Origin of the sequence: Noviherbaspirillum sp., from assembly GCF_035654295.1 — a bacterium.
Taxonomy (GTDB): Bacteria; Pseudomonadota; Gammaproteobacteria; order Burkholderiales; family Burkholderiaceae_D; genus Noviherbaspirillum.
On the sequence record NZ_DASRXF010000123.1, the window covers coordinates 13,313 to 38,206 of the forward strand.

General features: G+C 63.4%; 21 protein-coding genes and 1 tRNA gene. 14 read left to right on the forward strand and 8 right to left on the reverse strand.

All coding sequences use genetic code 11. The features are described from left to right. Positions 1-42: 42 nt before the first annotated feature. A tRNA-Arg gene (locus VFF99_RS12525) sits at positions 43-119 on the forward strand. 119 nt (positions 120-238) lie between these two features. Beyond that, positions 239-1,531: an HD-GYP domain-containing protein gene (locus VFF99_RS12530; RefSeq protein ID WP_325018352.1), complete on the forward strand. Its 1,293-nt coding sequence runs from the start codon at positions 239-241 to the stop codon at positions 1,529-1,531. A gap of 8 nt (positions 1,532-1,539) precedes the next feature. Here the strand turns inward: VFF99_RS12530 and VFF99_RS12535 are convergent, their stop codons facing one another. Genes VFF99_RS12535 through wrbA form a run of 4 tightly spaced genes read right to left on the reverse strand, consistent with a single transcriptional unit; the run spans position 1,540 to position 4,392 of the window. Then, positions 1,540-2,004: a hypothetical protein gene (locus VFF99_RS12535; RefSeq protein WP_325018354.1), complete on the reverse strand. Its 465-nt coding sequence runs from the start codon at positions 2,002-2,004 to the stop codon at positions 1,540-1,542. After that, positions 2,001-3,407 (reverse strand): FAD-binding oxidoreductase, encoded by a 1,407-nt coding sequence (locus VFF99_RS12540; protein WP_325018356.1) that lies wholly within the window; start codon positions 3,405-3,407, stop codon positions 2,001-2,003. The genes VFF99_RS12535 and VFF99_RS12540 overlap by 4 nt, the downstream gene beginning before the upstream one ends. Further along, positions 3,404-3,787 (reverse strand): DUF2069 domain-containing protein, encoded by a 384-nt coding sequence (locus tag VFF99_RS12545; protein ID WP_325018358.1) that lies wholly within the window; start codon positions 3,785-3,787, stop codon positions 3,404-3,406. The genes VFF99_RS12540 and VFF99_RS12545 overlap by 4 nt, the downstream gene beginning before the upstream one ends. Continuing rightward, the gene (wrbA, locus tag VFF99_RS12550; RefSeq protein WP_325018360.1) at positions 3,784-4,392 is read right to left on the reverse strand and encodes an NAD(P)H:quinone oxidoreductase; all 609 of its coding nucleotides are present in this window, start codon (positions 4,390-4,392) and stop codon (positions 3,784-3,786) included. Before wrbA ends, VFF99_RS12545 begins: the two co-directional genes overlap by 4 nt. 49 nt (positions 4,393-4,441) lie before the next feature. Here wrbA and VFF99_RS12555 point away from each other — a divergent pair, with 49 nt between their 5' ends. Then, the gene (locus VFF99_RS12555) at positions 4,442-5,749 is read left to right on the forward strand and encodes a YihY family inner membrane protein (RefSeq protein WP_325018362.1); all 1,308 of its coding nucleotides are present in this window, start codon (positions 4,442-4,444) and stop codon (positions 5,747-5,749) included. Here the strand turns inward: VFF99_RS12555 and VFF99_RS12560 are convergent. Both VFF99_RS12560 and VFF99_RS12565 read right to left on the reverse strand, forming a co-directional pair. Further along, complete coding sequence (locus VFF99_RS12560) at positions 5,746-6,552, reverse strand: alpha/beta hydrolase (RefSeq protein ID WP_325018365.1); 807 nt, start codon at positions 6,550-6,552, stop codon at positions 5,746-5,748. The genes VFF99_RS12555 and VFF99_RS12560 overlap by 4 nt on opposite strands. 1 nt (position 6,553) lies before the next feature. Then, entirely contained in the window at positions 6,554-7,864 is a 1,311-nt protein-coding gene (locus tag VFF99_RS12565; protein WP_325018367.1) for an O-acetylhomoserine aminocarboxypropyltransferase, read from the reverse strand. Positions 7,865-8,094: 230 nt separating this feature from the next. On the opposite strand from VFF99_RS12565, the gene VFF99_RS12570 reads away from it, so the two are divergent. Both VFF99_RS12570 and VFF99_RS12575 read left to right on the forward strand, forming a co-directional pair. Next, positions 8,095-8,541, forward strand: coding sequence for a CBS domain-containing protein (locus VFF99_RS12570; protein WP_325018370.1), 447 nt, complete (start codon positions 8,095-8,097; stop codon positions 8,539-8,541). A gap of 102 nt (positions 8,542-8,643) precedes the next feature. Then, positions 8,644-9,651, forward strand: coding sequence for an NAD(P)/FAD-dependent oxidoreductase (locus VFF99_RS12575; protein WP_325018372.1), 1,008 nt, complete (start codon positions 8,644-8,646; stop codon positions 9,649-9,651). Here the strand turns inward: VFF99_RS12575 and VFF99_RS12580 are convergent. Together VFF99_RS12580 and VFF99_RS12585 are read right to left on the reverse strand one after the other, a co-directional pair. Continuing rightward, entirely contained in the window at positions 9,648-12,920 is a 3,273-nt protein-coding gene (locus tag VFF99_RS12580; RefSeq protein ID WP_325018374.1) for a PAS domain S-box protein, read from the reverse strand. The genes VFF99_RS12575 and VFF99_RS12580 overlap by 4 nt on opposite strands. A 48-nt stretch (positions 12,921-12,968) precedes the next feature. Next, entirely contained in the window at positions 12,969-15,212 is a 2,244-nt protein-coding gene (locus VFF99_RS12585; RefSeq protein ID WP_325018375.1) for an EAL domain-containing protein, read from the reverse strand. A gap of 324 nt (positions 15,213-15,536) precedes the next feature. On the opposite strand from VFF99_RS12585, the gene aroC reads away from it, so the two are divergent. From aroC to VFF99_RS12630, 9 genes are all read left to right on the forward strand, one after another. After that, positions 15,537-16,637 carry a chorismate synthase gene (aroC, locus tag VFF99_RS12590; RefSeq protein WP_325018377.1) on the forward strand — a complete coding sequence of 367 codons (1,101 nt, stop codon included), beginning with the start codon at positions 15,537-15,539 and terminating at the stop codon, positions 16,635-16,637. 114 nt (positions 16,638-16,751) lie between these two features. After that, on the forward strand, positions 16,752-17,927 hold the full coding sequence (locus VFF99_RS12595) for an MFS transporter (RefSeq protein WP_325018379.1): 1,176 nt from the start codon (positions 16,752-16,754) through the stop codon (positions 17,925-17,927). Then, positions 17,924-18,751, forward strand: coding sequence for a M48 family metallopeptidase (locus tag VFF99_RS12600; RefSeq protein ID WP_325018380.1), 828 nt, complete (start codon positions 17,924-17,926; stop codon positions 18,749-18,751). The genes VFF99_RS12595 and VFF99_RS12600 overlap by 4 nt, the downstream gene beginning before the upstream one ends. 162 nt (positions 18,752-18,913) lie before the next feature. Then, on the forward strand, positions 18,914-20,317 hold the full coding sequence (gene leuC, locus VFF99_RS12605; protein ID WP_325018381.1) for a 3-isopropylmalate dehydratase large subunit: 1,404 nt from the start codon (positions 18,914-18,916) through the stop codon (positions 20,315-20,317). A 21-nt stretch (positions 20,318-20,338) separates the two neighbouring features. Further along, positions 20,339-20,470 carry an entericidin A/B family lipoprotein gene (locus VFF99_RS12610; RefSeq protein WP_325018383.1) on the forward strand — a complete coding sequence of 44 codons (132 nt, stop codon included), beginning with the start codon at positions 20,339-20,341 and terminating at the stop codon, positions 20,468-20,470. Positions 20,471-20,519: 49 nt separating this feature from the next. Beyond that, the gene (gene leuD, locus VFF99_RS12615; protein WP_325018385.1) at positions 20,520-21,167 is read left to right on the forward strand and encodes a 3-isopropylmalate dehydratase small subunit; all 648 of its coding nucleotides are present in this window, start codon (positions 20,520-20,522) and stop codon (positions 21,165-21,167) included. Between the two features lie 24 nt (positions 21,168-21,191). Then, a complete protein-coding gene (leuB, locus tag VFF99_RS12620) occupies positions 21,192-22,265 on the forward strand; it encodes a 3-isopropylmalate dehydrogenase (RefSeq protein WP_325018387.1) in 1,074 nt (357 codons plus the stop codon). A gap of 40 nt (positions 22,266-22,305) precedes the next feature. After that, positions 22,306-23,412 (forward strand): aspartate-semialdehyde dehydrogenase, encoded by a 1,107-nt coding sequence (asd, locus tag VFF99_RS12625; RefSeq protein ID WP_325018389.1) that lies wholly within the window; start codon positions 22,306-22,308, stop codon positions 23,410-23,412. 286 nt (positions 23,413-23,698) lie between these two features. Next, positions 23,699-24,894 (forward strand): FimV/HubP family polar landmark protein (locus VFF99_RS12630; RefSeq protein ID WP_325018391.1); only part of this gene is annotated, 1,196 nt, incomplete at its 3' end.

The window sequence follows — 24,894 nt, forward strand, 5'->3', positions numbered from 1 at the left end:
ATCGCACCTTCGTACGCATCGCCATCTTCCCGAGCAATCGCACTGCCCATAGCTCAGCTGGATAGAGCAACGGCCTTCTAAGCCGTAGGTCGCAGGTTCGACTCCTGCTGGGCAGGCCACCACCTCCTTCCGCGACATCTGTGCCAAAACGGTGCAAACCTGATCACAGCCGCAGATACTATGCGTATAATTATTTCTTCTTGGAAATAACTGGGCCGCCTTTTGCCCGGAACCAGCGATGCCGGAAGAGCACGTCATAACATCCGTCAACAAGTACTATCTCGACAAGGTGCTGAGCCTTGCCGAGCAGGCGGACATTACTGCGACGGAAGATATTTACGACGCGCGCGGCATGAAGCTCGTCGCCAAAGGGGCAAAGATTTCGCGCGTGCTGCAGGAGCGGCTTACGATGCGCAAGCTGAGCAAGCCGTTCGAGTCCAGCATTGCCGTCGACTCCGGCGTCAGCGTCGAGCTCATTGCCGCCGAAGCCCAGCGCATCGCCGATACGGTGGAACCGGTGCATTCCATCATGCGCACCGTCGGTGGCGTCTCGCCGGTGCAGATCCTGTCGGGCATCCAGTTCGGCAGCGCGATGAGCACCATGCTCACCATCATCGAACGCGGGGGACAGTCGGCCCTCGAACACAGCGTGATGGTCAGCCTGCTTTCCATTTGCCTCGCGAGGAAGTTCGGGCTGAGCATGACCGACCAGACCGTGGTTGCGCTTGCCGGCCTGCTGCACGACATCGGCGAACTGTATATCGATCCGGAATACCTGCAAAACAACCGCCGCTTGTATCCGCACGAGTGGCGGCATGTGGTCGTCCATCCGCGCATCGGGCAGATGCTCATTTCGGGGCTCGAGAATTATCCGGCCAGCGTCGCGCAGGCCGTCTATGAGCATCATGAGCGTTTCGATGGCGGCGGCTATCCGCGGCAGATCGCCGGGAACAGCATCAGCCCTGCCGGTCAGGTGATTTCCGTGGCCGAAATGATCGCCGGGATCTTTCTCGACAAGGACAAGCCCCTGCAGCGCGCCGAGCTGGCGCTGAAAATCCTCCCCGGCGAATTCGCACGCGAACTTGGTGCAGTGGTGTCAGTGGCGATGCAGTCGGCGCGCGGCGATGGCCAGTCAAACGATGAGAGCGGCGAACCCACGGGTGAGGAGCGGCACCGCGTGCAGGCGATGTACGACCGCATCGTGTCAGTCCAGAAGCTGGGACAGGAACTGCTGGATGGGGAAGGATTGAAATCCAAAAAAGCGCGGCAGATGCTGGCGGACATGGAACGCCGCATGATCGGCATCCGGCGCGCGTTCAGCAGCACCGGGCTCGACGTGTGCCTGCATGAGGGCAGCCGCTTCTTCGAGACGCGCAGCGCGCAGATCCTGTTCGAAACCGCGGTCGCGACAAGCGAAATACAGTGGCGGCTGCGTGACGTCGCCCGGGACTTGTCATTACACGCCTCGGTGCTGGACGAGGCGGAAGCCGAGTCGCTGCATGCGTTGATCGAACTGCTCGACGGCGAGTAAGGCGGCGCCTACCGCCCCAGTCCAAGTTCCCGCTCGTACCACCTGCCGCATGCCGCTTCGTAGTCCGCGGTCACCCGCTGCGCCTTGATCTTCGCCTGCTCGTTGGCGAGGCCGGTGGATTTCCTGACATCGTCGTTCGCCATGCGCTGGCGCCGGGCATGCGCTTCGCATTTCTTGTGCCTTGCCGCGCTGGCGCGCGATGCCTTCTTCAGCTCGCGCTGCTCGGCCGTCTCCCGTCTGTGCCGCTCGTGCTCAAGGGCTTGCAGCTGTTCCTTTTCCCGTGCTGCCTGCCGGCCCGCATCGCTATCGCCGGAGACGGGCGCGGTGTTGATGTCCAGGTGTTTGCCGCCGTCGCACGGCATGTCGCTGTACGAAACCTTGCCGCCCGTTTCGCACTTGAAAATGGCTGCCGCAGGCGCCGAGGCAATGAGGCCCGCGATGAGGCACAGCAACCGGATGCCGGGCCGCCTCATACGACCTTCCCGGGATTCATGATGCCAAGCGGATCGAGCGCCTGCTTGACGGCCCGCATCATGCCGATTTCCACCGCGGACTTGTAACGGCGGATCTCATCGCGCTTGAGCGCGCCAAGCCCGTGCTCCGCGGAGATCGAACCGCCGAAGCGATTGACGCTGTCGTGCACCACCCGGTTGATCGCTTCCTGGTGCGCAATGAACGCGTCCTGCGATCCCTGTTCCGGCGGCGATACGTTGTAATGCAGATTGCCATCGCCGAGATGGCCGAAGGTGACCATGCGGCAGCCGGGGAACTGCTGCTGCAGCAGGACATCCGTTTCACGGATGAAGTCGCCGATGCGCGAGATCGGCACCGACACGTCATGCTTGATGTTCTTGCCTTCCTCCGCCTGCGCCAGTGGAATATGCTCACGCAGGTTCCACAAGGCCTTGGACTGCGCGATGGACGACGCCACCGCGGCGTCCTGGATCATCTCCTGTTCCAGCGCATCGGTGATCAGCGCTTCGAGCATGGCATTGGCGTGATCTTCCGATTCGTTGTCCGACAGCTCCAGCAGGACGTACTGCGGATAGTTCTGCGGGAAGGGCAGGCGCATTTGCGGGAAATGCTTGGCGACCAGCTGCAGGCAGAAGTCCGACATCAGTTCGAAGCCGGTGAGGATCGGGCCGCATTTCTGTTGCGCGAGGGAGAGCAGGCGCAGCGCATCCTCGGGTGTGCTCATGGCGGCCAGCGCCGTCAACTGCGCCTGCGGCTGCGGAAAGAGCTTGAGCACCGCGGCGGTGATGATGCCCAGGGTTCCTTCGGCGCCCACGAACAGGTCGCGCAGGTCGTAGCCCGTGTTGTCCTTGCGCAGTCCGCGCAGTCCGTCCCAGATTTCGCCTTGCGCGGTCACGACTTCGAGTCCCAGGCACAACTCGCGCGAATTGCCGTAACGGAGCACGGCCGTGCCGCCGGCATTGGAGGAAAGGTTGCCGCCGATGGTGCAACTGCCCTCGGCCGCGAGCGACAGTGGAAACAACCGGCCCGATTCCGCCGCCGCATTCTGCACCTGTTCCAAGATGCAGCCGGCTTCCACCGTCATCGTATTGTTGATCGTGTCGACATTGCGGATGCGATTGAGGCGGGTCAGCGACATCACGATCGCGCTCCCGCTCTCGTCCGGCACGCTGCCCAGCACCAGCCCGGTATTGCCGCCCTGCGGCACGACGGGCACGCGGTATTCATTGCACAGGTGGACGATGGCCGCGACTTGTTCCGTATTGCCCGGCTTGACGACGGCAAGCGCCTTGCCGGTAAAGCGGCGGCGCCAGTCGGTGAGGTAGCCGGCCATGTCCGCTTCTGCGGTCAGCACATGGCCGTCGCCGATCGCAGCCCGGCATTTTTCGAGGAATGCATTCATTTGGAAGCTTTCTGGATGGCTTGCTGCGCCAGCTTCTTGGCGGCCTTCTTGAACGGCCGCAGGTAAAGGATGGTGCAGGCGAAGAAAACGCAGGTCAGCGCGACCTCGGCCCAGCCGAGCGTGGCGGACAGCCCCTTGTCGCTGGTGGCGCGCACGATGCCTTCCGCGAAATACAGCAGGATCAGCATCGACGACCATTGCATCGTATAGAGATCGCGCTTGATGACGCCGCGCAGCGGCAGCAGCAGCGGGATGACCTTCAGCACCAGCCAGGAACCGCCGGGACGCAGCGGCGCCAGCACGAGTTCCCAGGCGACGCACAGCAGGATCAGCAGCACCAGGCTGGCGGCCGAACCGACATAGAAGCCCTTTTGCATCATGCGCTCCTCAACCGCGACGCGGTCTCTGCGAGGCGCCGGCCGAGCGCGACGGCGAGCAGCTTGGTGTCGTCCGTTACCGGATTCGAACCGTTGCCGCCGGCCCAGTGGCTGGCGCCGTAAGGCGTGCCGCCGCTTGCGGTGGTCATGAGTTGGGGATGGGTATAGGGCAGGCCGAGCACCAGCATGCCGTGGTGGAGAAGCGGAATCATCATGGACAACAGGGTAGCCTCCTGGCCGCCGTGCAGGCTGCCGGTGGAGGTGAAGACACAAGCGGGCTTGCCGACCAGCGCGCCCGACAGCCACTGCGCGGAGGTGCTGTCGAGGAAGTATTTCATGGGCGCCGCCATGTTGCCGAAGCGGGTCGGCGACCCGAGGGCAAGGCCGGCGCATTCCTCGAGGTCGCGCAGTTCCACGTAGGGCGAGCCGCTGGACGGGATGTCCGGTTCAGTGGCTTCCGTCACCGTCGAGACGGCGGGGACGGTGCGCAGGCGGGCTTCGCAGCCCGGCACGCTTTCCACGCCGCGCGCGATGAATTCGGCCATTTTGCGGGTGGAACCGTGACGGGAGTAATAGAGGACAAGAATGGAAAGGTCTGAAGCAATCATGCTTGGTATTATAGGATGCTTTACTGGACAAAAATTCAAGCAGGAAGCAATGCCGCACACGCAGAATACCGGTCGCGCGTCTCTGTTCAACCATCCCCTGTTCAGCCGGTTCCCGATCGAGGACATCCGCGGGCTCTGGCGTTTCGCCACGCGCCGCCTGAACGAGGAACGCTTGCCGCAAGTAGCGGGCAGCCTGACCTTGACGACTGTGCTGGCGCTGGTGCCCATGGTCACCGTGGCGCTGGCCATCTTCACGACCTTTCCGATGTTTAATGCCTTCCGGGCATCGCTGGAAGCGTATTTCATCCAAAGCGTGATGCCCAAGGCCATCGCCAATACCATCCTGGGCAACATCAACCAGTTTGCCAGCAAGGCCACGCGCCTGTCTGCGGTCGGCGCCATCGGCCTGATCCTGACCACGATCATCATGATGATGACCATCGACCGCGCGTTCAATCATATCTGGCGCGTCAAGTCGGTACGTTCATTCACCCAGCGCATGGTGGTCTACTGGGCAATCATGACGCTGGGCCCGCTGATGATCGGCGTGTCGATCACGTCCACGTCCTACCTGTTGACGGCAACCGGCGATTACGTGAAAGACGTTCCCCTGCTCAGCGCGACAGTCTACACGCTGATTTCCGTCCTGCTGACGACGGGCGCATTCACGCTGCTGTACGTCGCGGTGCCCAACCGCACCGTCGACTGGCGCGACGCCGCCGCCGGCGGGCTGCTCGCCGCGGTGGCGTTCGAGATCGCCAAGCGCCTGTTCGTCGTCTTCGTCGCCAACTTTCCCACCTACACGGTGATCTACGGTGCGCTCGCGGCCCTGCCGATCTTCTTGCTGTGGATCTATGTATCGTGGCTGATTGCCCTGATCGGCGCGGTGCTGGCGGCGGCGCTGCCGGTCGTCAAATACGAGCGCTGGTGGCATGTCGGCGGGCCGGGGAGCGCGTTCATCGATGCGATGGCGATCCTGGAAGTGCTGCACGATGCGCGGGCCGAAGGCAGCAGCGCCGCGGTTGACGCGCGTACCATTCGCGCAAAAACCCGGCTGGGTTTTGACGAATCCGAAGCGCTCTTGCAGAAGATGCTGGAAGCCGGATGGGTGGGGCGCATCAAGGCCGAGGCGCCAAAGCGCACGCAGTTCGGCAAGCGCATCACCGACGGGCTGGATACCTGGGCCCTGATGGTGAATCCGGAAAAACTGAAGGTGGCGGATGTCTACCGGGTCTTCGTATTCAATGCCGCCGGCAACGAAAGGCTGGCGAAGTCGGTGGAAGCCGCGGTGGAGCAGGGCCTCGGCGAGACCCTGTCCACGCATTTCCAGAAAGCGCGGCTGGCAGCAGCCGGCTAGCCCTTCATGAAGCCATAGAGGTTGTCGAGCACGGCGTCGGGCTGTTCGGCCATCAGGTTGTGTCCGCAATTGTCGATGTGCACGACCCTGGCGCCGTTGATCGCCTTGGCCAGCGTCGCCGTTGCGCGCGGCGGCGTCATCATGTCGCGCGTTCCGAGCAGGAGCAGCGCCGGGCAGCCGATCGACTTTGCCGCGGCCTCGCCGTTCGAGTAGTTGTTGCAAGCGGAAAAATCCGTGTGAAAGACTTTCGCTGGATTGCGCCGCGAGACGTACTGCATCAGGCGCTGATTGCCGCCCATGACATGGAAGCCGGGGCCCGGACAGGACGGCTTCTGCGCCATCGTCGAGTGGGACCAGATGTTCACCATGTCGATCGCGGTCTGTTCCTCGTTCAGCGAGGCCTCCAGCAGCACGTCGGACACCTTCATCGGATACGCGGTGCCGACGAGGGCGAGCCTCGTGATGCGTCCCGGCGCGCGGTATGCTGCTTCCAGCGCGATCAGCGAGCCCATGCTATGGCCGACCAGCGCGGCCTTCTGCACGCCTGCCGTGTCGAGCAGTGCCAGCAGCCAGTCGGCGAGCGCTTCGACGCTGCCCAGCGGGCTGCCCTTACTGCGGCCATGGCCGGGCAGGTCGACGGCGAGGACGCCGAAGCCGTGATGGGCGAAATAGCGCGTCTGCAGCGCCCATACCGAGTGGTCGTGCTGCGCGCCGTGGATGAAGACGACGGTCGGCAATTCCGGATTGAACGCCTTGCCGCCGGTGTAGCAGTAGGTTTCCTGTCCCTGTACGTTCAGCAGCATCTCATGCTCCCTTCTGGGCAGCCTTCAGGCCGCGCCCCAAGTCTTCGATCAGGTCGTCGGCATCTTCGAGGCCGATCGACAGGCGCATCGTGCCTTCCGTGATGCCGGACGCCGCAAGCTGTTCGGTCGGTACCCGGAAATGCGTGGTCGATGCGGGATGGATGACCAGCGACTTGGCGTCACCGACATTGGCAAGGTGGGAGAACACCTTGAGCGATTCCACGAAGCGCCGGCCCGCGGCGCGGTCGCCCTTGATGCTGAATGAGAAGACGGCGCCGCATCCCTTCGGCAGCAGCGTCTTTGCCAGCGCGTGGTCCGGATGCGATTCGAGCTCCGGGTAGGACACCGAATCGACGGCGGGATGGACAGCAAGGAATTCCACGATCTTCCTGGTATTGGCCACATGCCGGTCCATGCGCAGGCTGAGGGTTTCGATGCCCTGCAGGATGGCGAAGGCATTGTGCGGGCTCATCACCGCGCCGAAGTCGCGCAGGCCTTCGCGCCGCGCCCGCAGCGAGAAGGGCGCCACGGAGGATTCCTCGGAAAACACCATGCCGTGGAAGCCGTCATACGGCTCGCACAGTTCCGCGAAGTGCCCGGTCTTTTCATAGGCCTGCTGCCAGTCGAAGGTGCCGCCGTCGACCAGCAGTCCGCCGATGGCCGTTCCGTGGCCGCACAGGAACTTGGTCGCCGAGTGAAAGAGCAGGTCCGCGCCGTGGTCGAACGGGCGCAGGAGGTAAGGCGTGGTGAAGGTCGAATCCACCATCAGCGGCAGGTAGTGTTCATGCGCGATCGCCGCTACCTTCGGAATGTCCAGTACGTCGAGTCCCGGATTGCCGAGCGTCTCGCCGAACAGCACCTTGGTGTTCGGCCGGATCGCCTTGCGCCAGGCATCGAGGTCGCGCGGATCGACGAAGGTGGTTTCAATGCCGAACCGCTTCATCGTATACGCCAGCAGGTTTTGCGAGCCGCCATAGAGGGCGCGCGATGCCACCACATGCGAGCCGGCTCCGGCGATGGTTGCCAGCCCGAGGTGCATGGCCGCCTGTCCGCTTGCCACCGCAAGCCCCGCGACGCCGCCTTCAAGCGCGGCGATGCGCTCCTCCAGCACCGCGTTGGTCGGGTTGGAGATGCGGGAATAGACATGACCTGCGCGTTCCATGTTGAACAGGGATGCCGCATGGTCCGAATCCTTGAACACGAACGAGGTGCTCAGGTAGATCGGCGTGGCCCGCGCGCCGGTGGCGGGGTCCGGAGCTGCACCTGCGTGCAGGGACAGGGTGTCGAACCCTGGATATTTCGGGGCACTCATCGGTTGTTTGACTCCAAAACTTGTTCTAGATCAGTCTTGCACGGCTCGAATGTTGAACCCTTGCATGCTAGCATTGAACGCATGATCGAGCTGTCATGCGAACGACAGGACATCCGGATTGCGTGCAATTTATCAGGAAGGAAGGCGCATGGAGGGGCGCGCTGGCTTTTTCTTTCCGCTTGGGCTACATTCAAAGGACACAACAACAACTTTCATCCTGGGACGACGCTATGAAAGTATCAGAGATCCTGAAGGTAAAGGGCGACATCCTCTATACCGTCACGCCGGAAACGCCGCTTCAGAAGGCGGTCGAGACGATGGCCGAGAAGGACATCGGCTCGCTGGTGGTCATGGAATTCGGCGAGTTGGTCGGCATGCTGACCTTCCGCGAGGTCATGAAGACCTTGTACGAGAACAAGGGTTCGATCGGCAGCGACACCGTGCGCAAGCGCATGGACGACCACCCGATCACCATCACACCGGATACCGAGGTCAACGAAGTGCGCCGGCTCATGCTCGAGCGGCACGCGCGTTACGTGCCGGTCGTCAGCGCGAAAACCCTGCACGGGGTCATCTCGTTCTACGACGTTGCAAAAGCCGTTTTCGAGGCGCAAAGCTTCGAGAACAAGATGCTCAAGGCCTATATCCGGGATTGGCCTGCAGAGGGCGACGAATAATCCAGGCGCAGCGGCGCAAAGAGACCGTTCATCGGATTGGATCCATGAGCGGTTTTTTTTCGCCTGTCGCCGTCACACCATCACCAGAGAAAGGACTTGTACATGCATATCGCCGTCATCGGTGCGGGAATGGCCGGTCTGACCTGCGCCCGCCAGTTGCAGCAACAGGGACACCATGTCGTCGTCTATGAGCGGAACGCCGATGTCGGCGGCCGCATGGGAACGCGGCAGACCGAGCTCGGCGGCTTTGATCACGGCGCGCAGTATTTCACCGCGACCAGCGAGCGCTTCAGGAAGGAAGTGGCCGCCTGGCGCAAGGCAGGCTGGGCGGCGCCATGGGAAGGAAGGCTGGTCAAGCTGGAGAAGGGCACCGCTGTTCCCGCGGGCCGCAGCAATGCGAAGCAGCGCATGGTCGCCGTTCCCGGGATGGGTGCGCTGGGCGCGCGCCTGGCTGCGGAACTCGATGTGCGTTGCGAGCTCTCTGTCACCCGCCTGGAGCGGCACGGCGACGCCTGGCTGCTTTCGCTCCAGTGTGACACGGTGCCGGTGCCGGCGACCGCCGGTCCTTTCGATGCCGTGGTGCTTGCACTGCCGGCGGACATCGCCTCGCGCCTGCTGCAGCCGCTGACGTCCTTGTTGCCGTTGGCCGCGCAGGTCAGCCAGGAGCATTTGGAACCATGCTGGGCATTGATCCTGGGATTCGAGCAGCCGCTGGATCTCGACTACGACGGCGCATGGGTGGAGGGTTCGCGGCTCAAGTGGATTGCGCGCGATGCATCGAAGCCGGAACGGCGTCCGGGCGAGCACTGGATCGGCCACGCGTCCGAGGCGTGGAGCACCGAGCACCTCGCCGACGACCCGGAGCGGGTCAAGGAAAAGCTCCTCAAGGCGTTTCACGAAGCAACGGGGACCCACGTCCAGCCGGTGTACGCCGACGTCCACCGGTGGCGCTTTGCGCAGGCACTGAGTACGCTGCCCGGCGCATGCCTCTGGGACGGCCAGACGAGGGTGGGCGTATGCGGTGACTGGTTCGCTGCGGGACTCGACGGCAGCGGGCGTGTCGAGAACGCCTTCCTGAGCGGCAGTGCCCTTGCCGGGGCGATCGGCTAGACGAAGGTCGATTGCGAGCGGATCGGCTCGTCTTCCACCTGCCGCTGCGGCGCGACTAGCGGCAGGGTCAGGATGAAGGTGCTGCCCGCACCTGCTTCGCTCTGCACGCGAATGCGTCCGCCGAGGATGCCGGTGACGATATTGTGGGTGATGTTCAGCCCCAGTCCCGAGCCGCCCGCGCCCAGCTTGGTCGTGAAGAACGGATCGAAGATTCTGTTCAGGTTGGCTGCGGGAATTCCCACGCCGTCATCCTTCACTTTCAACTCCAGCCAGCCGTCGGTACCGGTCTCGGCATCGATCGAGACGGTGCCCGACTGCCGCCCGTCGAAGCCGTGCAGCAGCGCGTTGTTGACGAGGTTGGTGATGACTTGCCCAAGCGGTCCGGGGTAACTGTCCATGAGCAGCGCGTCGGGGATGTTCTGCCTGACGACGAATGAGGTCTTCTTGAGTGTCGGCCAGAGGGTGAGCATGATCTCGGACACGACTTCGGCGACCGAGAACTTGCGCCGCTGCGAGCTGGTCTGGTCCACTGCGACCTGTTTGAAGCCGGTGACGAGATTGGCTGCGCGCTGCAGGTTGCGCACGAGGATGTCGCCCGCCTTGGACGCGTCGCCAAGATAGTTTTCGAGCATGGTTCGCTTCAGCGCGTTGCCCTGGTAGTTTTGCGTCAGGCTGCGCGTCTGGTCGACCAGAGTGCTTGCCACCATCAGACTGTTGCCGAGGGGCGTGTTGAGTTCGTGGGCAATGCCTGCGACCAGCGATCCCAGGGCGGCCAGCTTTTCGCTGCGCACCAGCTCTTCCTGCGCCTTGTTCAGCGTTTCCAGCGCATGGGCCAGTTCCATGTTTGCTTGCTGCAGTTCTTCCGTGCGTTCGATGACGCGCTGCTCGAGGGTGGCATTCAGTTCCCGGATCTGGGTCTCGATGCGGCGCTTGTCGGTGACGTCAGCGCAGGCAAGGATGCCGAACTTGTCGCCGTTGAGCGTGAAGGTGTGTCCGGAGAACTGAACCAGCAACCTGGTGCCGTCGCCGCGATTCATCCACGCCTCGCGGCGCTCGTCGGTGGAGCCGGTCTGCTTCAGCTCTTCGATCAGCCCGGCGCGGTCATTGTTGTCGCAGTACAGGCCGAGCTCGACGGTGTTCTTGCCGATCACCGTCTCCCGGTCGCGCATGAACAGGTGCTCGAACGCGCGGTTCACATCCTTGATGACATAGTTGCCGCGCACCTGGGTGACGAACATGGCGATCGGCGACGACTGGAAGATCGTGGAGAAGCGTTGTTCGCTGTTGCGCAACTCTTCCTCGGCGCGCTTGCGCTCGAGTTCGGCGGAGGCCCGCTCGCTGAACACTTGCAGGAGCGACTTGACGAGATCGGGATTGCCGAGCGTTTCGGTGTGCATGACGGCGAGCACCCCGATCGTGTTGCCTGCCGCGTCCCTCAGGGGCGCGCCGGCATAACTTTCCCATCCGCGCTCGCCGGACGCAATCTCGCCCGGAAAGGTCCCACCGATCCCGGAAGGGAAGACGCAGATTTCCCCCTCCAGCGTCCGTTCGCACGGTGTGCCCGCGCTGTCGTACTCGAAGTTGTCGACGGTATGGCCTCGCACATGGGCAGCGACCGCCCGCAGCCGGTTCTGCGCGTCCGGCATGCGCAGGCCGATGAAGGCGCACTCGGTGCGCAGCGCCGACGCAAGGTCCGCCACAAGCAGCTCGAAAAACGACTCGCCGGCGATGTCGCGCGTGCCTTGCGCAAGACGGAGCAGGGCGCGGTCCGCCTCGGCCTTGCGCTCTTCCAGCAGGCGCTGGTCGGTCACGTCCCGGATCACGGCCAGCATGTAGCGTTCATTATTCGCGGTGAAGGTGGTGGCGTTCGACACGCATCGGCGCAGGCTGCCGAACTTCGTGCGCATGTCCCATTCGAAGTTGCGCGCCATCTTGTTGTTGGCGAGCTCCTGCAGCAAGGTCCAGCGCTGGCTCGGGTGCACCCAGATATTCAGCGCGACGGCCGTCTTGCCCACCGACTCGTCGCGGCTGTAGCCGGTGATCTCCTCGAAGGTCTGGTTGACGTCGACGAGCACGCCGTCGCGCATGCGCGTGATGGAGATCGAGTCGGGATTGCCCTGGAAGGCGCCTGCAAACTTGGCCTCCGAGAAGCTGAGCGCCTCTTCGGCACGCCGCTTTTCGGTGATGTCTTCCGCGATCGAGAGCAGGCGGTCGGACTTGCCCGTGTTGTCGGCGATATAGGTGTGGCTCCATTGGCAGGTGATGACATGGCCGTCCGCGCGCCGGTTCTGGCTGATGTTGCGGCTGTCGCCCTTGCCCGCGGCGAAGCGATTGAAAACGGCCTCGATGTCCTCCCTGGTGGCATTGGGGATGATGAAGCTCGCATGCCTGCCCAGCGCCTGCTCGCGTGTATACCCGAAGATGCGCTCGGCGGCCGCGTTCCACTCGAGCACTTGCAGCCGGCTGTCCCACTCGATGATCGCAATCGGGCTTTGCTCCACCAGTGCGCGGTAGCGCTCTTCGCGCTCGTAGAGTTCCTGTTCCACGCGCTTGCGTTTGTCGATGTCCTGTTCCAGTTCCCGGTTCTTGCGGTCGAGCTCCTCGAACAGCTTGCGCAGGCTGATGCGGGTGTCTTCCATGCGCCGGCTCAGCATGCCGATTTCGTCCAGCCGCTGCCAGGTGAAAGGCACGTCCAGCTGGCGGTTGGCGAGACGCTCTGCGCCGGACCCCAGCCGTTGCAGCGGACGCACCAGCCGGCGGTCGAGCAGGATCAGGATGAGGGCAATCGACAGGACCGCCTGCGCCAGCACGGCAGCCATCGATTCCATGAGGTCGTTCATCATGATCTCGCGCAGGCGCGTGCTGCCCACTTCGATCTTGACGGAGCCGATGGTGCTGCCGCGGTAGACGACCGGCTTTTCGGTCGTGGCGGTATAGCCGATGCGCCGTTCGGGACGTTCTCCGGACACGAACACGCCGAGGGCGTTGTCACGCACTTCGATGCGCACGATGTCTTCCTTGCGGGACATCATGGCGTCCACCAGCGCGCTGCCGCTTTCCTGGTTGATGTTCCACAGCGGCTCCTGCATCCCGGTGGAAAGGATGTCGGCATTCTGTTCGAGGAGTTCCTCGGTCTGGCGCTTGATTTCGTCGTTATATTGCTTGAACCACGAATAGCCGCTGATGAGCGCCGCGGGGGCCAGCAGGCCGAGCACCACGACGAGCACGATGGCGCGCCGCAGCGTGAGTGTTCGTCGGCTGAATTTCATGTGGTTTCCGTCCGGGAAAGCGGTGCGCGGCACCGGAAAGGCAGGGTTTTACCTTGCCCCATTGTCCTTGAGCCAGGCCGTGAGCTGGTCAACCGTCATTGGCTTGGCAAACAGATAGCCTTGCGCGAGCGGGCAGCCGAGCTTGGTCAGGATGCCGGCCTGGCGTTCGTCCTCCACACCCTCCGCAACGACGGACAGGCCGAGGTTGCGGCCGAGCTGGATCACCATTTCCGCGATGCTGCTTCCGCGCGAGGAGCTGGTGATTTCGGTGACGAAGCTGCGGTCGATCTTCAGGCGGTCCGCCTGCAGGCGCTGCAGGTAGCTGAGCGAGGAGAAGCCGGTACCGAAGTCGTCGATGGCGATGCTCACGCCGGTCCGCTTGACCTGGCCGAGCAGTTCGATGAGCGCGTCGGGCTCTTCCATCGCGATCGATTCGGTGATCTCCAGTTCCACGCACGAGGGCGGCGCCTGGGTCTCCGCCAGCACGTTGCGCAACATGTCGAGGAAGCGCGGATGACGGAACTGGACCTGGGAAACATTGATCGACATCGTGAACTGGGTGTGGCCCTGGCTGTGCAGGCGTACCAGCTCCTTGCAGGCTTCGCGCATGACGCGCTCGCCGATGTCGATGATCAGGCCGGAATACTCGGCGATCGGGATGAAACGGTCGGGCGGAATGAAGGTGCCGTCCTTGGTGCGCCAGCGCAGCAGCGCCTCCGCGCCCACGGGCCTGCGGCTGTGCAGGTCGATCTGCGGCTGGTAGACGACGAACAGTTCCTTCTCTTCGTAGGCATTGCGCAAGGCGTGCATGAGGCGCACGCGCTCGCGGATGTCCACGCCCATGCTGCGCGAAAAGTAGAAGTGGCCGGCGCGTTGGAGCAGCTTGGCGCGCTTGAGCGCGATGTCGGCATCCTTGAGCGCGTCCGCGCCGCCGCCTTCGTATTCCGCCAGGCGTACAAGGCCGGCTGTCGCAGTGAGCTGGACTTCCTGGCCGTCGATGCTGAAGGGTTTGTCGAACAGGTTGAGCAGGACGTTAGGATGGACCAGGGAGGCGTCGCCGAGGACGCCGAAGGTGTCGCCTCCGACTCGCGCGATGGTGAGCTGGCTGCCGAGCTGCGACTGCAGCCTTGCACCCACGCCCAGCAGGAGCTGGTCGCCGAACTTGTGGCCGAGAGCGTCGTTGGTTTCGGAGAAATGGTCGATATCCACCAGCGCCAGGATCACATCCTTGCGCGTCGTCATGCCGAGCGCCTCGTCGAGCAGCTCTTTCAGGCGGGTGCGGTTGGGCAGCTTGGTCAGCGGATCGTAGAACGCGAAATTGTGCAGGCGCGTCACCAGCAGGACGTTGTCGAGGCCGACCGCGATGTTGCGGCTGAAGACTTCAAGCAGGCGCTGGTCGATTTCATTGAGCGGGCCGCCGGTATCGATGTGGGCCACGAAGTCGCGGTTGGCGTTGCCGCCGAAGTAGAGCGTGGCGAAATCCTTGCCATAGATATTGGCCCGCTGCTCAAGTGCCTTCTGCAGCAGGCCAGGGACGCGGCCGTCGGGGATGCCGGGGCTGGCAAGGTTCGCAAGGTTAGCGTATTGGCCGGCGGCGGCAATGATGTGCAGTTCGCGTTCGTGGTCGTTCGGATGTTCCTGCACGCACAGCAGGCCGCTGGCATCCTGGTCCAGCAGCTTGGATACCTGGGCGATGACCCCTGCCCCGAAGTTGTCCAGGCCATGCAGCGCCATCAGCTCGGTGCTCGCACGGACGATGCGGTCGAGGCCGCGCCGGCTGGCATTGATCGCGCGGATCTGTTCGTAGGAGCGGATGGCGGCCGTGACGGTCGTGTAGAGCTTGATGCGCGTGAGCTCGGACTTGGTCTTGTAGTCGTTGATGTCGAAGTCGCGGATGGCATCGATTTCCGGCGCATAGCCTGGTTGGCCGGTGCGCAGGATGATGCGTACTTCGGTGAGCTTCAAGGTTTCTCGGATATGCCGGACCAGCTGGAGGCCCGAGTCGTCCTGCTCCATGACGACGTCGAGAAGGATGACCGCGATGTCTTCCTCCTGGGCCAGGAGATCGCGCGCCTCGGCAGCGGAATAGGCGTGAACGAACTCGAGCGGCCGGTGCTGCATTTCCAGGTTGCTGAGCGCAAACGTCGTGGCGGAATGCACATCCGTGTCATCGTCGACGATCATCACGCGCCACACCTCCCGGGATTCGCTCGCATCGGAGGCGCCATAGGGAGCCGCGGCTTCTTCAATGAATACGAGATCGTCGTCGGCGGACGCAGTCGATCTGCTCATTGTCCTCTCCAGGGGGCTCGTGTTCTTTTATGGAAACAGTAGTTTAGGTATTCCATCGGCGACGAACAGCAGTGAAGGGTGGAAGCTCCGTCATTGCCATTTATGTAATTTGCTGTGTCCTGATGATCCCTGGCATTAATACTATCGATAATCTTCTTGCTAATTGGTAACTGTCTTGGATGTTGCACCATATTTCGTTCGCGCGCAATCGAGTGTTGCGCGCGCGGCGGATTTTCGATGCGCCGTGCCGACAATGCCGATTCCTGGTGATTCATGTGGTCGATAAGCTAAAATCGAGCCTTTCCCGATTACCTGCAGATCATCATGTCCGGCAACACCTTTGGCACACTGTTCACCGTCACCACCTTTGGAGAATCGCACGGGCCGGCCATCGGCTGCGTGGTGGACGGGTGCCCGCCAGGCATGGCCTTGTCCGAAGCTGACATCCAGCCCGAGCTCGACCGCCGCAAGCCGGGCACCTCGCGCCATGTCACGCAGCGCCAGGAGTCGGACACCGTGCAGATCCTGTCGGGCGTCTATGAAGGCAAGACCACCGGGACGCCGATCGCGCTCCTGATCCGCAACGAAGACCAGCGCAGCAAGGACTACGGCAATATCGTCGATACCTTCCGTCCCGGGCACGCCGACTACACCTACTGGCACAAATACGGCGTCCGCGATCCGCGCGGTGGCGGCCGTTCATCGGCCCGCCTGACCGCACCGGTCGTCGGCGCCGCGGCCATCGCCAGGAAGTGGCTCAAGGAGCAGTACGGAACCACGTTCAAGGGCTGCATGAGCCAGCTCGGCGAAATCGCCATTCCTTTCGAATCCTGGGATCACGTGCCGGACAACCCCTTCTTCGCCGCCAACACCAGCATCCTGCCCGAGCTGGAGACCTATATGGACCAGTTGCGCAAGGACGGCGATTCCTGCGGCGCGCGCATCGACGTGGTGGCGGAAAACGTGCCCGTCGGGCTGGGCGAGCCGATCTATGACAAGCTGGATGCGGACATTGCCTACGCGATGATGGGCATCAATGCGGTCAAGGGCGTGGAAATCGGCGCCGGGTTCAAGTCGATCGCGCAGAAGGGCACGGAGCATGGCGACGAACTGACGCCGGAAGGCTTCGTGACCAACAATGCCGGCGGTGTGCTGGGAGGGATCTCGACGGGGCAGGACATTACCGTGTCGATCGCCATCAAGCCGACCTCCAGCATCCGCACGCCGCGCCGCTCGATCGACAAGTCGGGTACCCCGATCAATGTCGAGACCTTCGGACGCCACGATCCTTGCGTCGGCATCCGGGCCACGCCGATTGCCGAGGCCATGCTGGCCCTGGTCCTGATGGACCACGCGCTGCGCCATCGCGCACAGTGCGGCGATGTCGCGGTCAGCACGCCGAAGATTCCGGCGCGCGTCAAGTAAAGCACAGCAGTCCGGGGCCGGCAGGCATGGCATGCCGGCCGGGGAGCCGGCGCTGACCAGGCGGGCGCCGGACAGATCGGCCGACACGCCTGAAGCCTAGAATAAAAGCATCCCGTGCAGTCTTCCCCCTGGCCAAAGCAGTCGTTCAGCTTCGCGCTGTTTTTCTTCGCCTACTACGGCTACGTCGGTGTGTTCTCGCCGTACGCCAGCCTGTACTTTGCCGACAAGGGCATCGCTGCCACCCAGATCGGGGTGCTGATGTCGCTCATGCAGGTGATGCGCATTTTCGGCCCCAACCTGTGGGGCTGGGTGGCGGACCGCCACCAGCAACGGGTCACGGTGCTCCGCATCACGGCAGTCGCCGCCGCCGCCGCCTTCATCGGCATGTTCTTCGGGCAGACCTTTGCGCAATTCTTCCTGGTGATGGTTGCCGTCAACCTGTTCACCAGCGCGCAGGCGCCCTTGTCCGAGGCCTTGATGCTGTCCGAAATGCGGGGCGACCTGACGCACTACGGCCGCCTGCGGCTTTGGGGTTCGGTCGGATTCATCATGACGGCGATCTTTGCGGGGCCCTTGCTGGACTGGTTCGGCATCGGCCTCATGCCCTGGATCACGCTGGCGCTCCTTGTGCTGGTGCTGGTGGCGAGCTTGCGCATGGTCGAGACGCCGCACGGCGACTTGCAGCAGGCGGTGCCCTCGGTGCTGTCGCTGTTGCGGCGCCGCGAGGTGGCAGCCTTCTTCACCTCCACCTTCCTGATGATCGCCGCGCATGCATCGCTGTATGTCTTCTATTCGCTCTACCTCGCCCAGATCGGATACAGCAATACGGTGATCGGCCTGATGTGGTCACTGGGCGTGGTGGTGGAAATCGTTTTCTTCTTCTACCAGGCGCCGATCTTCAAGCGCTTCGGGGTGCAGAAGTTGATGATCGCGAGCTTGTTGATTGCGGTAGCTCGATTCCTCATGATCGGATTGGGGGCAGAATCCTTATTCGTCCTGCTGCTGGCGCAGGTGCTGCATGCCGCGACCTTCGGGGTGCACCATTCCGCTTCCGTCGCCACTCTGCAGCGCTGGTTCTCCGGCCGCCTGCAGGCACGCGGTCAGGCGCTGTTCACGAGTATTTCCTATGGGCTAGGCGGGACCCTGGGCGGACTGGCGCTGGGGGCGTGCTGGGATACATTCGGTTCGCGCATGGTCTATTTATTGGCAGCCCTGTTCGCGCTTGGCGGCGCCGCTGCTGCGGCCTTGTCCTACCGCTGGCAGCCGCATCATCATGAGGAGGGAAAATGAAACCGGTCGTCAAGAGGATGTTACTGAAACAGGTGCTGGCCGCCGCCGGCCTGATGGCGCTGGTCGCCTGCGAAACGGTGCAGACCACGCAAAGCGGCATCGTCGGCGTCAACCGCGAGCAGCGCATGGCCGTGCCGGCCGAGACGCTCGAACAGGCGGCGCGCGAGCAGTACGCGGCAATGATGGCGCAGGAACGGCAGAAGGGGACGCTCAACCGCAACCCGACCCAGGTCGCGCGCGTGAAGGCCATCGCCAACAAGATCGTGCCGCAGACGGTGGTCTTCCGCCCCGACGCCCGCGCCTGGGCATGGGAGGTCAATGTCCTGAGCTCGCCCGAGGTCAATGCCTGGTGCATGCCGGGCGGCAAGATGGCGGTCTATACCGGGCTGATCGAAAAACTGAACATCACCGACGACGAACTGGCTGCCGTCATGGGGCACGAAATCGCCCACGCGCTGCGGGAGCACGCGCGCGAGCGCGCCTCGGAGCAGGCCGTCGCCGGCACGGTGATTTCGGTGGGCGCGGCGCTGATGGGGGTCGGGGATCTGGGTCAAAAAACGGCGGAATACGCGTACATGGGCCTGCTTGGACTGCCCAATTCCCGCCGCCACGAGACCGAGGCGGACCGGGTCGGCATCGAACTGGCCGCCCGCGCCGGTTACGATCCGCGTGCTGCTGTCACCTTGTGGCAGAAAATGGGGCAACTGGGCGGCGGGGAGCCCATCAAGTTCCTGTCCACCCACCCGCCGCAGTCCGACCGGCTGGCCGACCTGACGGCGTATTCGCAAAGGGTGATGCCTCTCTACGAGCAAGCGAAGAAATAGCGCCGATTGCAAAACAGTCAAGGAAAACGCCCGCGCGCCCCGGCCGCGGGCGTTTTTCATTTGGGGCGGCGGCCGCGAAGGCCCGGTTTTGCGGCGCACAACTATGGCATAATCGAGAGCTATTTTCACCGTTTTGCGCGGCTTTTCGCACGCTTCTGACCCATGGCACAAACGCTCTACGACAAACTCTGGGAATCGCACGTCGTCCACACCGAGGAAGACGGCACCGCCGTCCTCTACATCGACCGCCACCTGGTGCACGAAGTCACCAGCCCGCAGGCGTTCGAAGGGCTGAAACTCGCCGGCCGCAAGCCCTGGCGCCTTTCCGCCAACCTGGCCGTGGCCGACCACAACGTCCCTACGACCGACCGCGCCAACGGCATCGCCGACCCGGTCTCCCGCCTGCAAGTCGAAACGCTGGATGCCAACACGAAGGAATTCGGCGTCACCTACTTCAGCATGCGCGACAAGCGCCAGGGCATCGTCCACGTGATCGGCCCGGAGCAGGGCGCGACGCTGCCGGGCATGACGGTCGTCTGCGGCGACTCGCACACCTCCACGCACGGCGCCTTCGGTGCGCTCGCGCACGGCATCGGCACCTCCGAGGTCGAGCACGTGCTCGCGACCCAGACGCTGCTGGCCAAGAAATCCAAGTCCATGCTGGTGCAGGTCGACGGCGCGCTGCCGTTCGGCGTCACCGCCAAGGACATCGTCCTGGCCGTGATCGGCAAGATCGGCACGGCGGGCGGCACCGGTTACGCGATCGAGTTCGCGGGTTCCACCATCCGCTCGCTGTCCATGGAAGGCCGCATGACGGTCTGCAACATGGCGATCGAGGCAGGCGCGCGCGCCGGCATGGTCGCCGTCGACGACACCACGATCAACTACATCAAGGGCCGCCCGTTCGCACCGGCGGGGCCGCACTGGGACCGCGCGGTTGAACACTGGCGCACCCTGCATTCGGACCCGGGCGCCCGCTTCGACATGGTGGTGACGCTGAATGCCGCCGAGATCAAGCCGCAGGTGACCTGGGGCACCTCGCCCGAGATGGTCGTGCCGGTCGACGACCGCGTGCCCGATCCGGACAAGGAAAAGGATCCGGTCAAGCGCGACGCGATGGAAAAGGCGCTGGTCTACATGGGCCTGACGCCGAACACCGCGATTTCCGAAATCCGCATCGACAAGGTCTTCATCGGTTCCTGCACCAACTCGCGCATCGAGGACCTGCGCGCGGCGGCGGCGGTCGTGCGCGGCAAGTTCCGCGCCTCCAACGTCAAGCTCGCGATGGTGGTGCCGGGCTCCGGCCTGGTGAAGGAGCAGGCCGAGCGCGAAGGTCTCGACAAGATCTTCAAGGATGCCGGTTTCGAATGGCGCGAACCGGGCTGCTCGATGTGCCTGGCGATGAACGCCGACCGGCTCGATCCGGGCGAGCGCTGCGCATCGACTTCCAACCGCAATTTCGAAGGACGCCAGGGGCAGGGCGGCCGCACCCATCTGGTGTCGCCGGCCATGGCCGCCGCGGCCGGCATTGAAGGGCATTTCGTCGACATACGCGCACTGCGCTGACAGCTAATAGGGAGGATAAAAATGAAAACCGCCAAAAAACTGTTTGCACTTGTTATCGCCGCTTTCGTGCTCGCCGGCTGCAATACCGTGCAGGGCATCGGCAAGGACGTGAAGCGCGCAGGCGAAGTCGTCGAGAGCGCCGCGAAGAAATGAATGAAGGACAGCCGCTCCGTTAAACGAGGCGGCGACAGAGATCAGGACCATGGATAAATTCACCGTACACGAAGGCTTGGTTGCGCCGCTGGACCGCGCGAATGTCGACACCGACGCCATCATCCCCAAGCAGTTCCTGAAGTCGATCAAGCGATCCGGCTTCGGCCCGAACCTGTTCGACGAGTGGCGCTACCTCGACCACGGCGAGCCCGGCATGGACAACACGAAGCGTCCGCTGAACCCGGACTTCGTGCTGAACCAGCCGCGCTACCAGGGTGCTTCCATCCTGCTGACCCGCAAGAACTTCGGTTGCGGTTCCTCGCGCGAGCACGCACCGTGGGCGCTGCAGCAGTACGGCTTCCGCGCCGTCATTGCGCCCAGCTTTGCCGACATCTTCTTCAACAACTGCTTCAAGAACGGCGTGCTGCCCATCGTGCTGTCCGAAAGCCAGGTGGACCAGCTGTTCAACGAAGTGAAGGCCTTCCCGGGCTACAAGCTGGTGATCGACCTGGACAAGCAACTGGTGAGCACGACCAACGGCAGTTCCAGCTTTGCGTTCGACGTCGATGCGTTCCGCAAGTACTGCCTGCTGAACGGTCTCGACGATATCGGCCTGACCCTGCGCCACGCCGACAAGATCCGCGCTTTCGAAGAGCGCCATCTCGCGGCCCAGCCCTGGCTTGCCAACACCATTTGAAAAACAGACAGCAGACGGAACAAGATGAAAATCGCAATCCTGCCGGGCGACGGCATCGGCCCCGAAATCATTGAACAGGCAGTCCGGGTCCTGAACGCGCTCGATGAAAAGTTTGAAATGGAATCCGCGCCCGTCGGTGGGGCGGGTTACGAGGCGCACGGCCATCCGCTGCCGGAAGGCACGCTGAAGCTGGCGAAGGAAGCCGATGCGGTGCTGTTCGGCGCCGTCGGCGATTGGAAATACGACAAGCTTGACCGTCCGCTTCGCCCGGAGCAGGCCATCCTCGGCCTGCGCAAGAACCTGAACCTGTTCGCCAACCTGCGTCCGGCGATCCTGTATCCGGAACTGGCGGGGGCCTCGACACTCAAACCCGAGGTTGTTTCCGGCCTGGACATCCTGATCATCCGCGAACTGACCGGCGACATCTACTTCGGCCAACCGCGCGGCGTGCGCGAATGCCCGGACGGCCCGTTCAAAGGCGAGCGTGAAGGTTTTGACACGATGCGCTACGCGGAAACCGAAATCCGCCGCATCGCCCACGTCGCCTTCCAGGCCGCACGCAAGCGCAACAAGCGCCTGACCAGCGTGGACAAGGCGAACGTGCTGGAAACCTTCCAGTTCTGGAAGGACATCGTGACCGACGTGCACAAGGAATACCAGGACGTCGCGCTGGACCACATGTATGTCGACAATGCGGCGATGCAGCTCGTGCGCGCGCCGAAGAAGTTCGACGTCATCGTCACCGGCAACATGTTCGGCGACATCCTGTCCGACGCGGCCGCGATGCTGACCGGTTCCATCGGCATGCTGCCGTCGGCTTCGCTGGATGCGAACAACAAGGGCCTGTACGAACCCTCGCACGGTTCGGCGCCCGACATCGCGGGCAAGGGCGTCGCCAATCCGCTGGCGACCATCCTGTCGGCGGCAATGATGTTGCGCTACTCGCTGAACAAGGCAGAGCAGGCGGACCGCGTCGAGAATGCGGTCAAGAAGGTACTTGCGCAGGGGCTGCGCACGCCGGACATTTATGAGGACGGCACGACCAAGGTCGGTACCAGGGAAATGGGCGACGCCGTCGTGAAGGCGCTCGCCTCGTAGCAGAAGTTTTTGTCATGTAGTCCACTTGAGGGAGAAAATCGTGAAGTTAGTCGGTCTGGTAGGTTGGCGTGGTATGGTGGGCTCGGTCCTGATGCAGCGCATGCAGGAAGAGGGCGATTTCGCTCACATCGACCCGGTGTTCTTTTCGACTTCCAATGCAGGCGGCAAAGCCCCGGCAATGGCGAAGAACGAAACCACGCTGAAAGACGCCAACAATATTGACGAGCTCAAGAAGTGCGAGATCATCATTACCTGCCAGGGCGGCGACTACACCACCGAGATTTTCCCGAAGCTGCGCGCAGCCGGCTGGAACGGCTACTGGATCGATGCGGCCTCCACGCTGCGCATGGCCGATGACGCGGTCATCATCCTCGACCCGGTCAACCTGCACGTGATCAAGGACGCGCTCGGCCGCGGCGTGAAGAACTACATCGGCGGCAACTGCACGAACTCCATCATGCTGATGGGTATGAACGGCCTGTTCCGCGAAGGTCTGGTCGACTGGGTCAGCTCCATGACCTATCAGGCGGCTTCGGGCGGCGGCGCCAACCACATGCGCGAATTGCTCAAGGGCATGGGTGTCATTCACGCCGCGGTTGCCGACGAACTGGCTACCCCGGCGTCTGCCATCCTCGACATCGACCGCAAGGTTGCCCAGACCATCCGCAACGACGTGCCGACCGAGTTCTTCCCGGCACCGCTGGCGGGTGGCCTGATCCCCTGGATCGACAAGCAGCTCGACAACGGCCAGTCCAAGGAAGAGTGGAAGGGCCAGGCCGAGGTCAACAAGATCCTGGGCAACAAGAACACGATCCCGGTCGACGGCCTGTGCGTGCGCATCGGCGCGATGCGCTGCCACAGCCTGGGCCTGACGCTGAAGCTGAAGAAGGATGTGCCGCTGGCGCAGGTCGAAGAGATCATCCGTTCCGGCAACCAGTGGGTGAAGTGGGTGCCGAACGAGCGCTCGATCACCGAGAGGGAACTGACGCCGGCCTCCATCACCGGCAGCCTGCAGGTCGGCGTGGGCCGCGTGCGCAAGCTGAACATGGGGCCGGAGTACGTGTCGGCCTTCGTCATCGGCGACCAGCTGCTGTGGGGCGCCGCCGAACCGCTGCGCCGCATGCTGCGCATCCTGCTCGAAGACTGACTTTAACTATATTTATATAGTTGCTGCCAATCCCTGGGGCCTGTCGCCGTGGTACACCGTACCGCGGGCCGACAGGCCCCAGTTTCGTTGCCAGCGCACAACAGCCATTTCGTCAACATCAGGCAAACGTGAGGCATGGGGCGGGTCTGCCGGTTTTACACTTCTTAGTAACTTGGTTACACTTGCGCGCCTAAGTCCATGATGATATGGTGAAAGTTCCCCCGATCAATGTTAAATTGGCGCCGTGATTGTCCCCGCGCCAGATTCGCGAACGGAATGCCTTCTTATGCCATCCAAACTGCATTCAAACAAGCGCCCGACCGGGCTGTTCAATTTGAAGACACTCAGCGCCGCCGTTGCGTCTGCCTTGGTGTTTTCAAATGCGTACGCCGCCGGGCTGGGGAAGCTGACAGTCCTGTCTTCCCTGGGGCAGCCATTGCGGGCCGAGATCGAGCTGACCGCGGTTTCGAAGGATGAGGTGGGGGCACTCAGCGCGAAACTGGCATCGGCGGAGGCATACCGCCAGGCAAACATCGATTTCCACCCGGCACTGATGGGCTTGCGGTTCTCGGTCGAGCAACGAGGAGAGCGGCAGTTCATCCGCCTGACCTCCGCCCAGCCGCTGAACGAGCCGTTCGTCGACATGCTGCTCGAACTGAGCGGTCCGAACGGACGCCTGGTGCGCGAATACACCTTCCTGCTGGATCCCGCCGACCTGCGAACCACGCAATCCGCGCAAGTTGCGCCGATGCCGGTGCCACAGGCGGCAGCGCCTGCTGCTCCGGCCCCGGTCCAAGCACAGCCGGATGCCGCACCCGCGCCGCGCGCTGCGGCGCCGTCCCGCGTACAGCGCGCCGAACCGGCGCCCCGCGCCGCACGGCCTGCACCTGCACCGGCGGAAAGCGCAGCGGCCGGCGGCGGCGAATACCATGTCCGCAACGGCGATACTCTGGCTCGCATCGCCAGCCAGGTGAAGCCGGGCGGCGTGTCGCTGGACCAGATGCTGGTCGCGCTGTATCAATCGAATCCCGACGCCTTCGTCGGCAATAACATGAACCGCCTCAAGGCGGGGCAGATCCTCAGTGTGCCGGACGCGGACAAGGCGCGTTCGATCGGTGCCGGCGAGGCGCGCCACATTGTCCTTGCGCAGTCTGCCGACTTCAACAACTACCGTAACAAGCTGGCCGGACAAGTTGCCGGTGCCGATCCGCAGAAATCGGCCGAGGCGAAGCAGAGTGCCGGCGGCAGGATCACGGCCAAGGTCGAGGACAAGCCGACTCCGGCATCCGAATCCCGCGACAAGCTGAAACTGTCGAACACCCAGCCCGCGCCGGGCGCTGCGGACAAGGCAGGCGCGCCCGCAGCGACCCAGGAAGACAAGATCGCGCGGGACAAGGCCATCGCGGACGCCAATGCCCGCGTGAAGGAACTCGAGAAGAATGTCACGGAGCTGCAACAGCTCCTCGAAGTCAAGAACAAGGC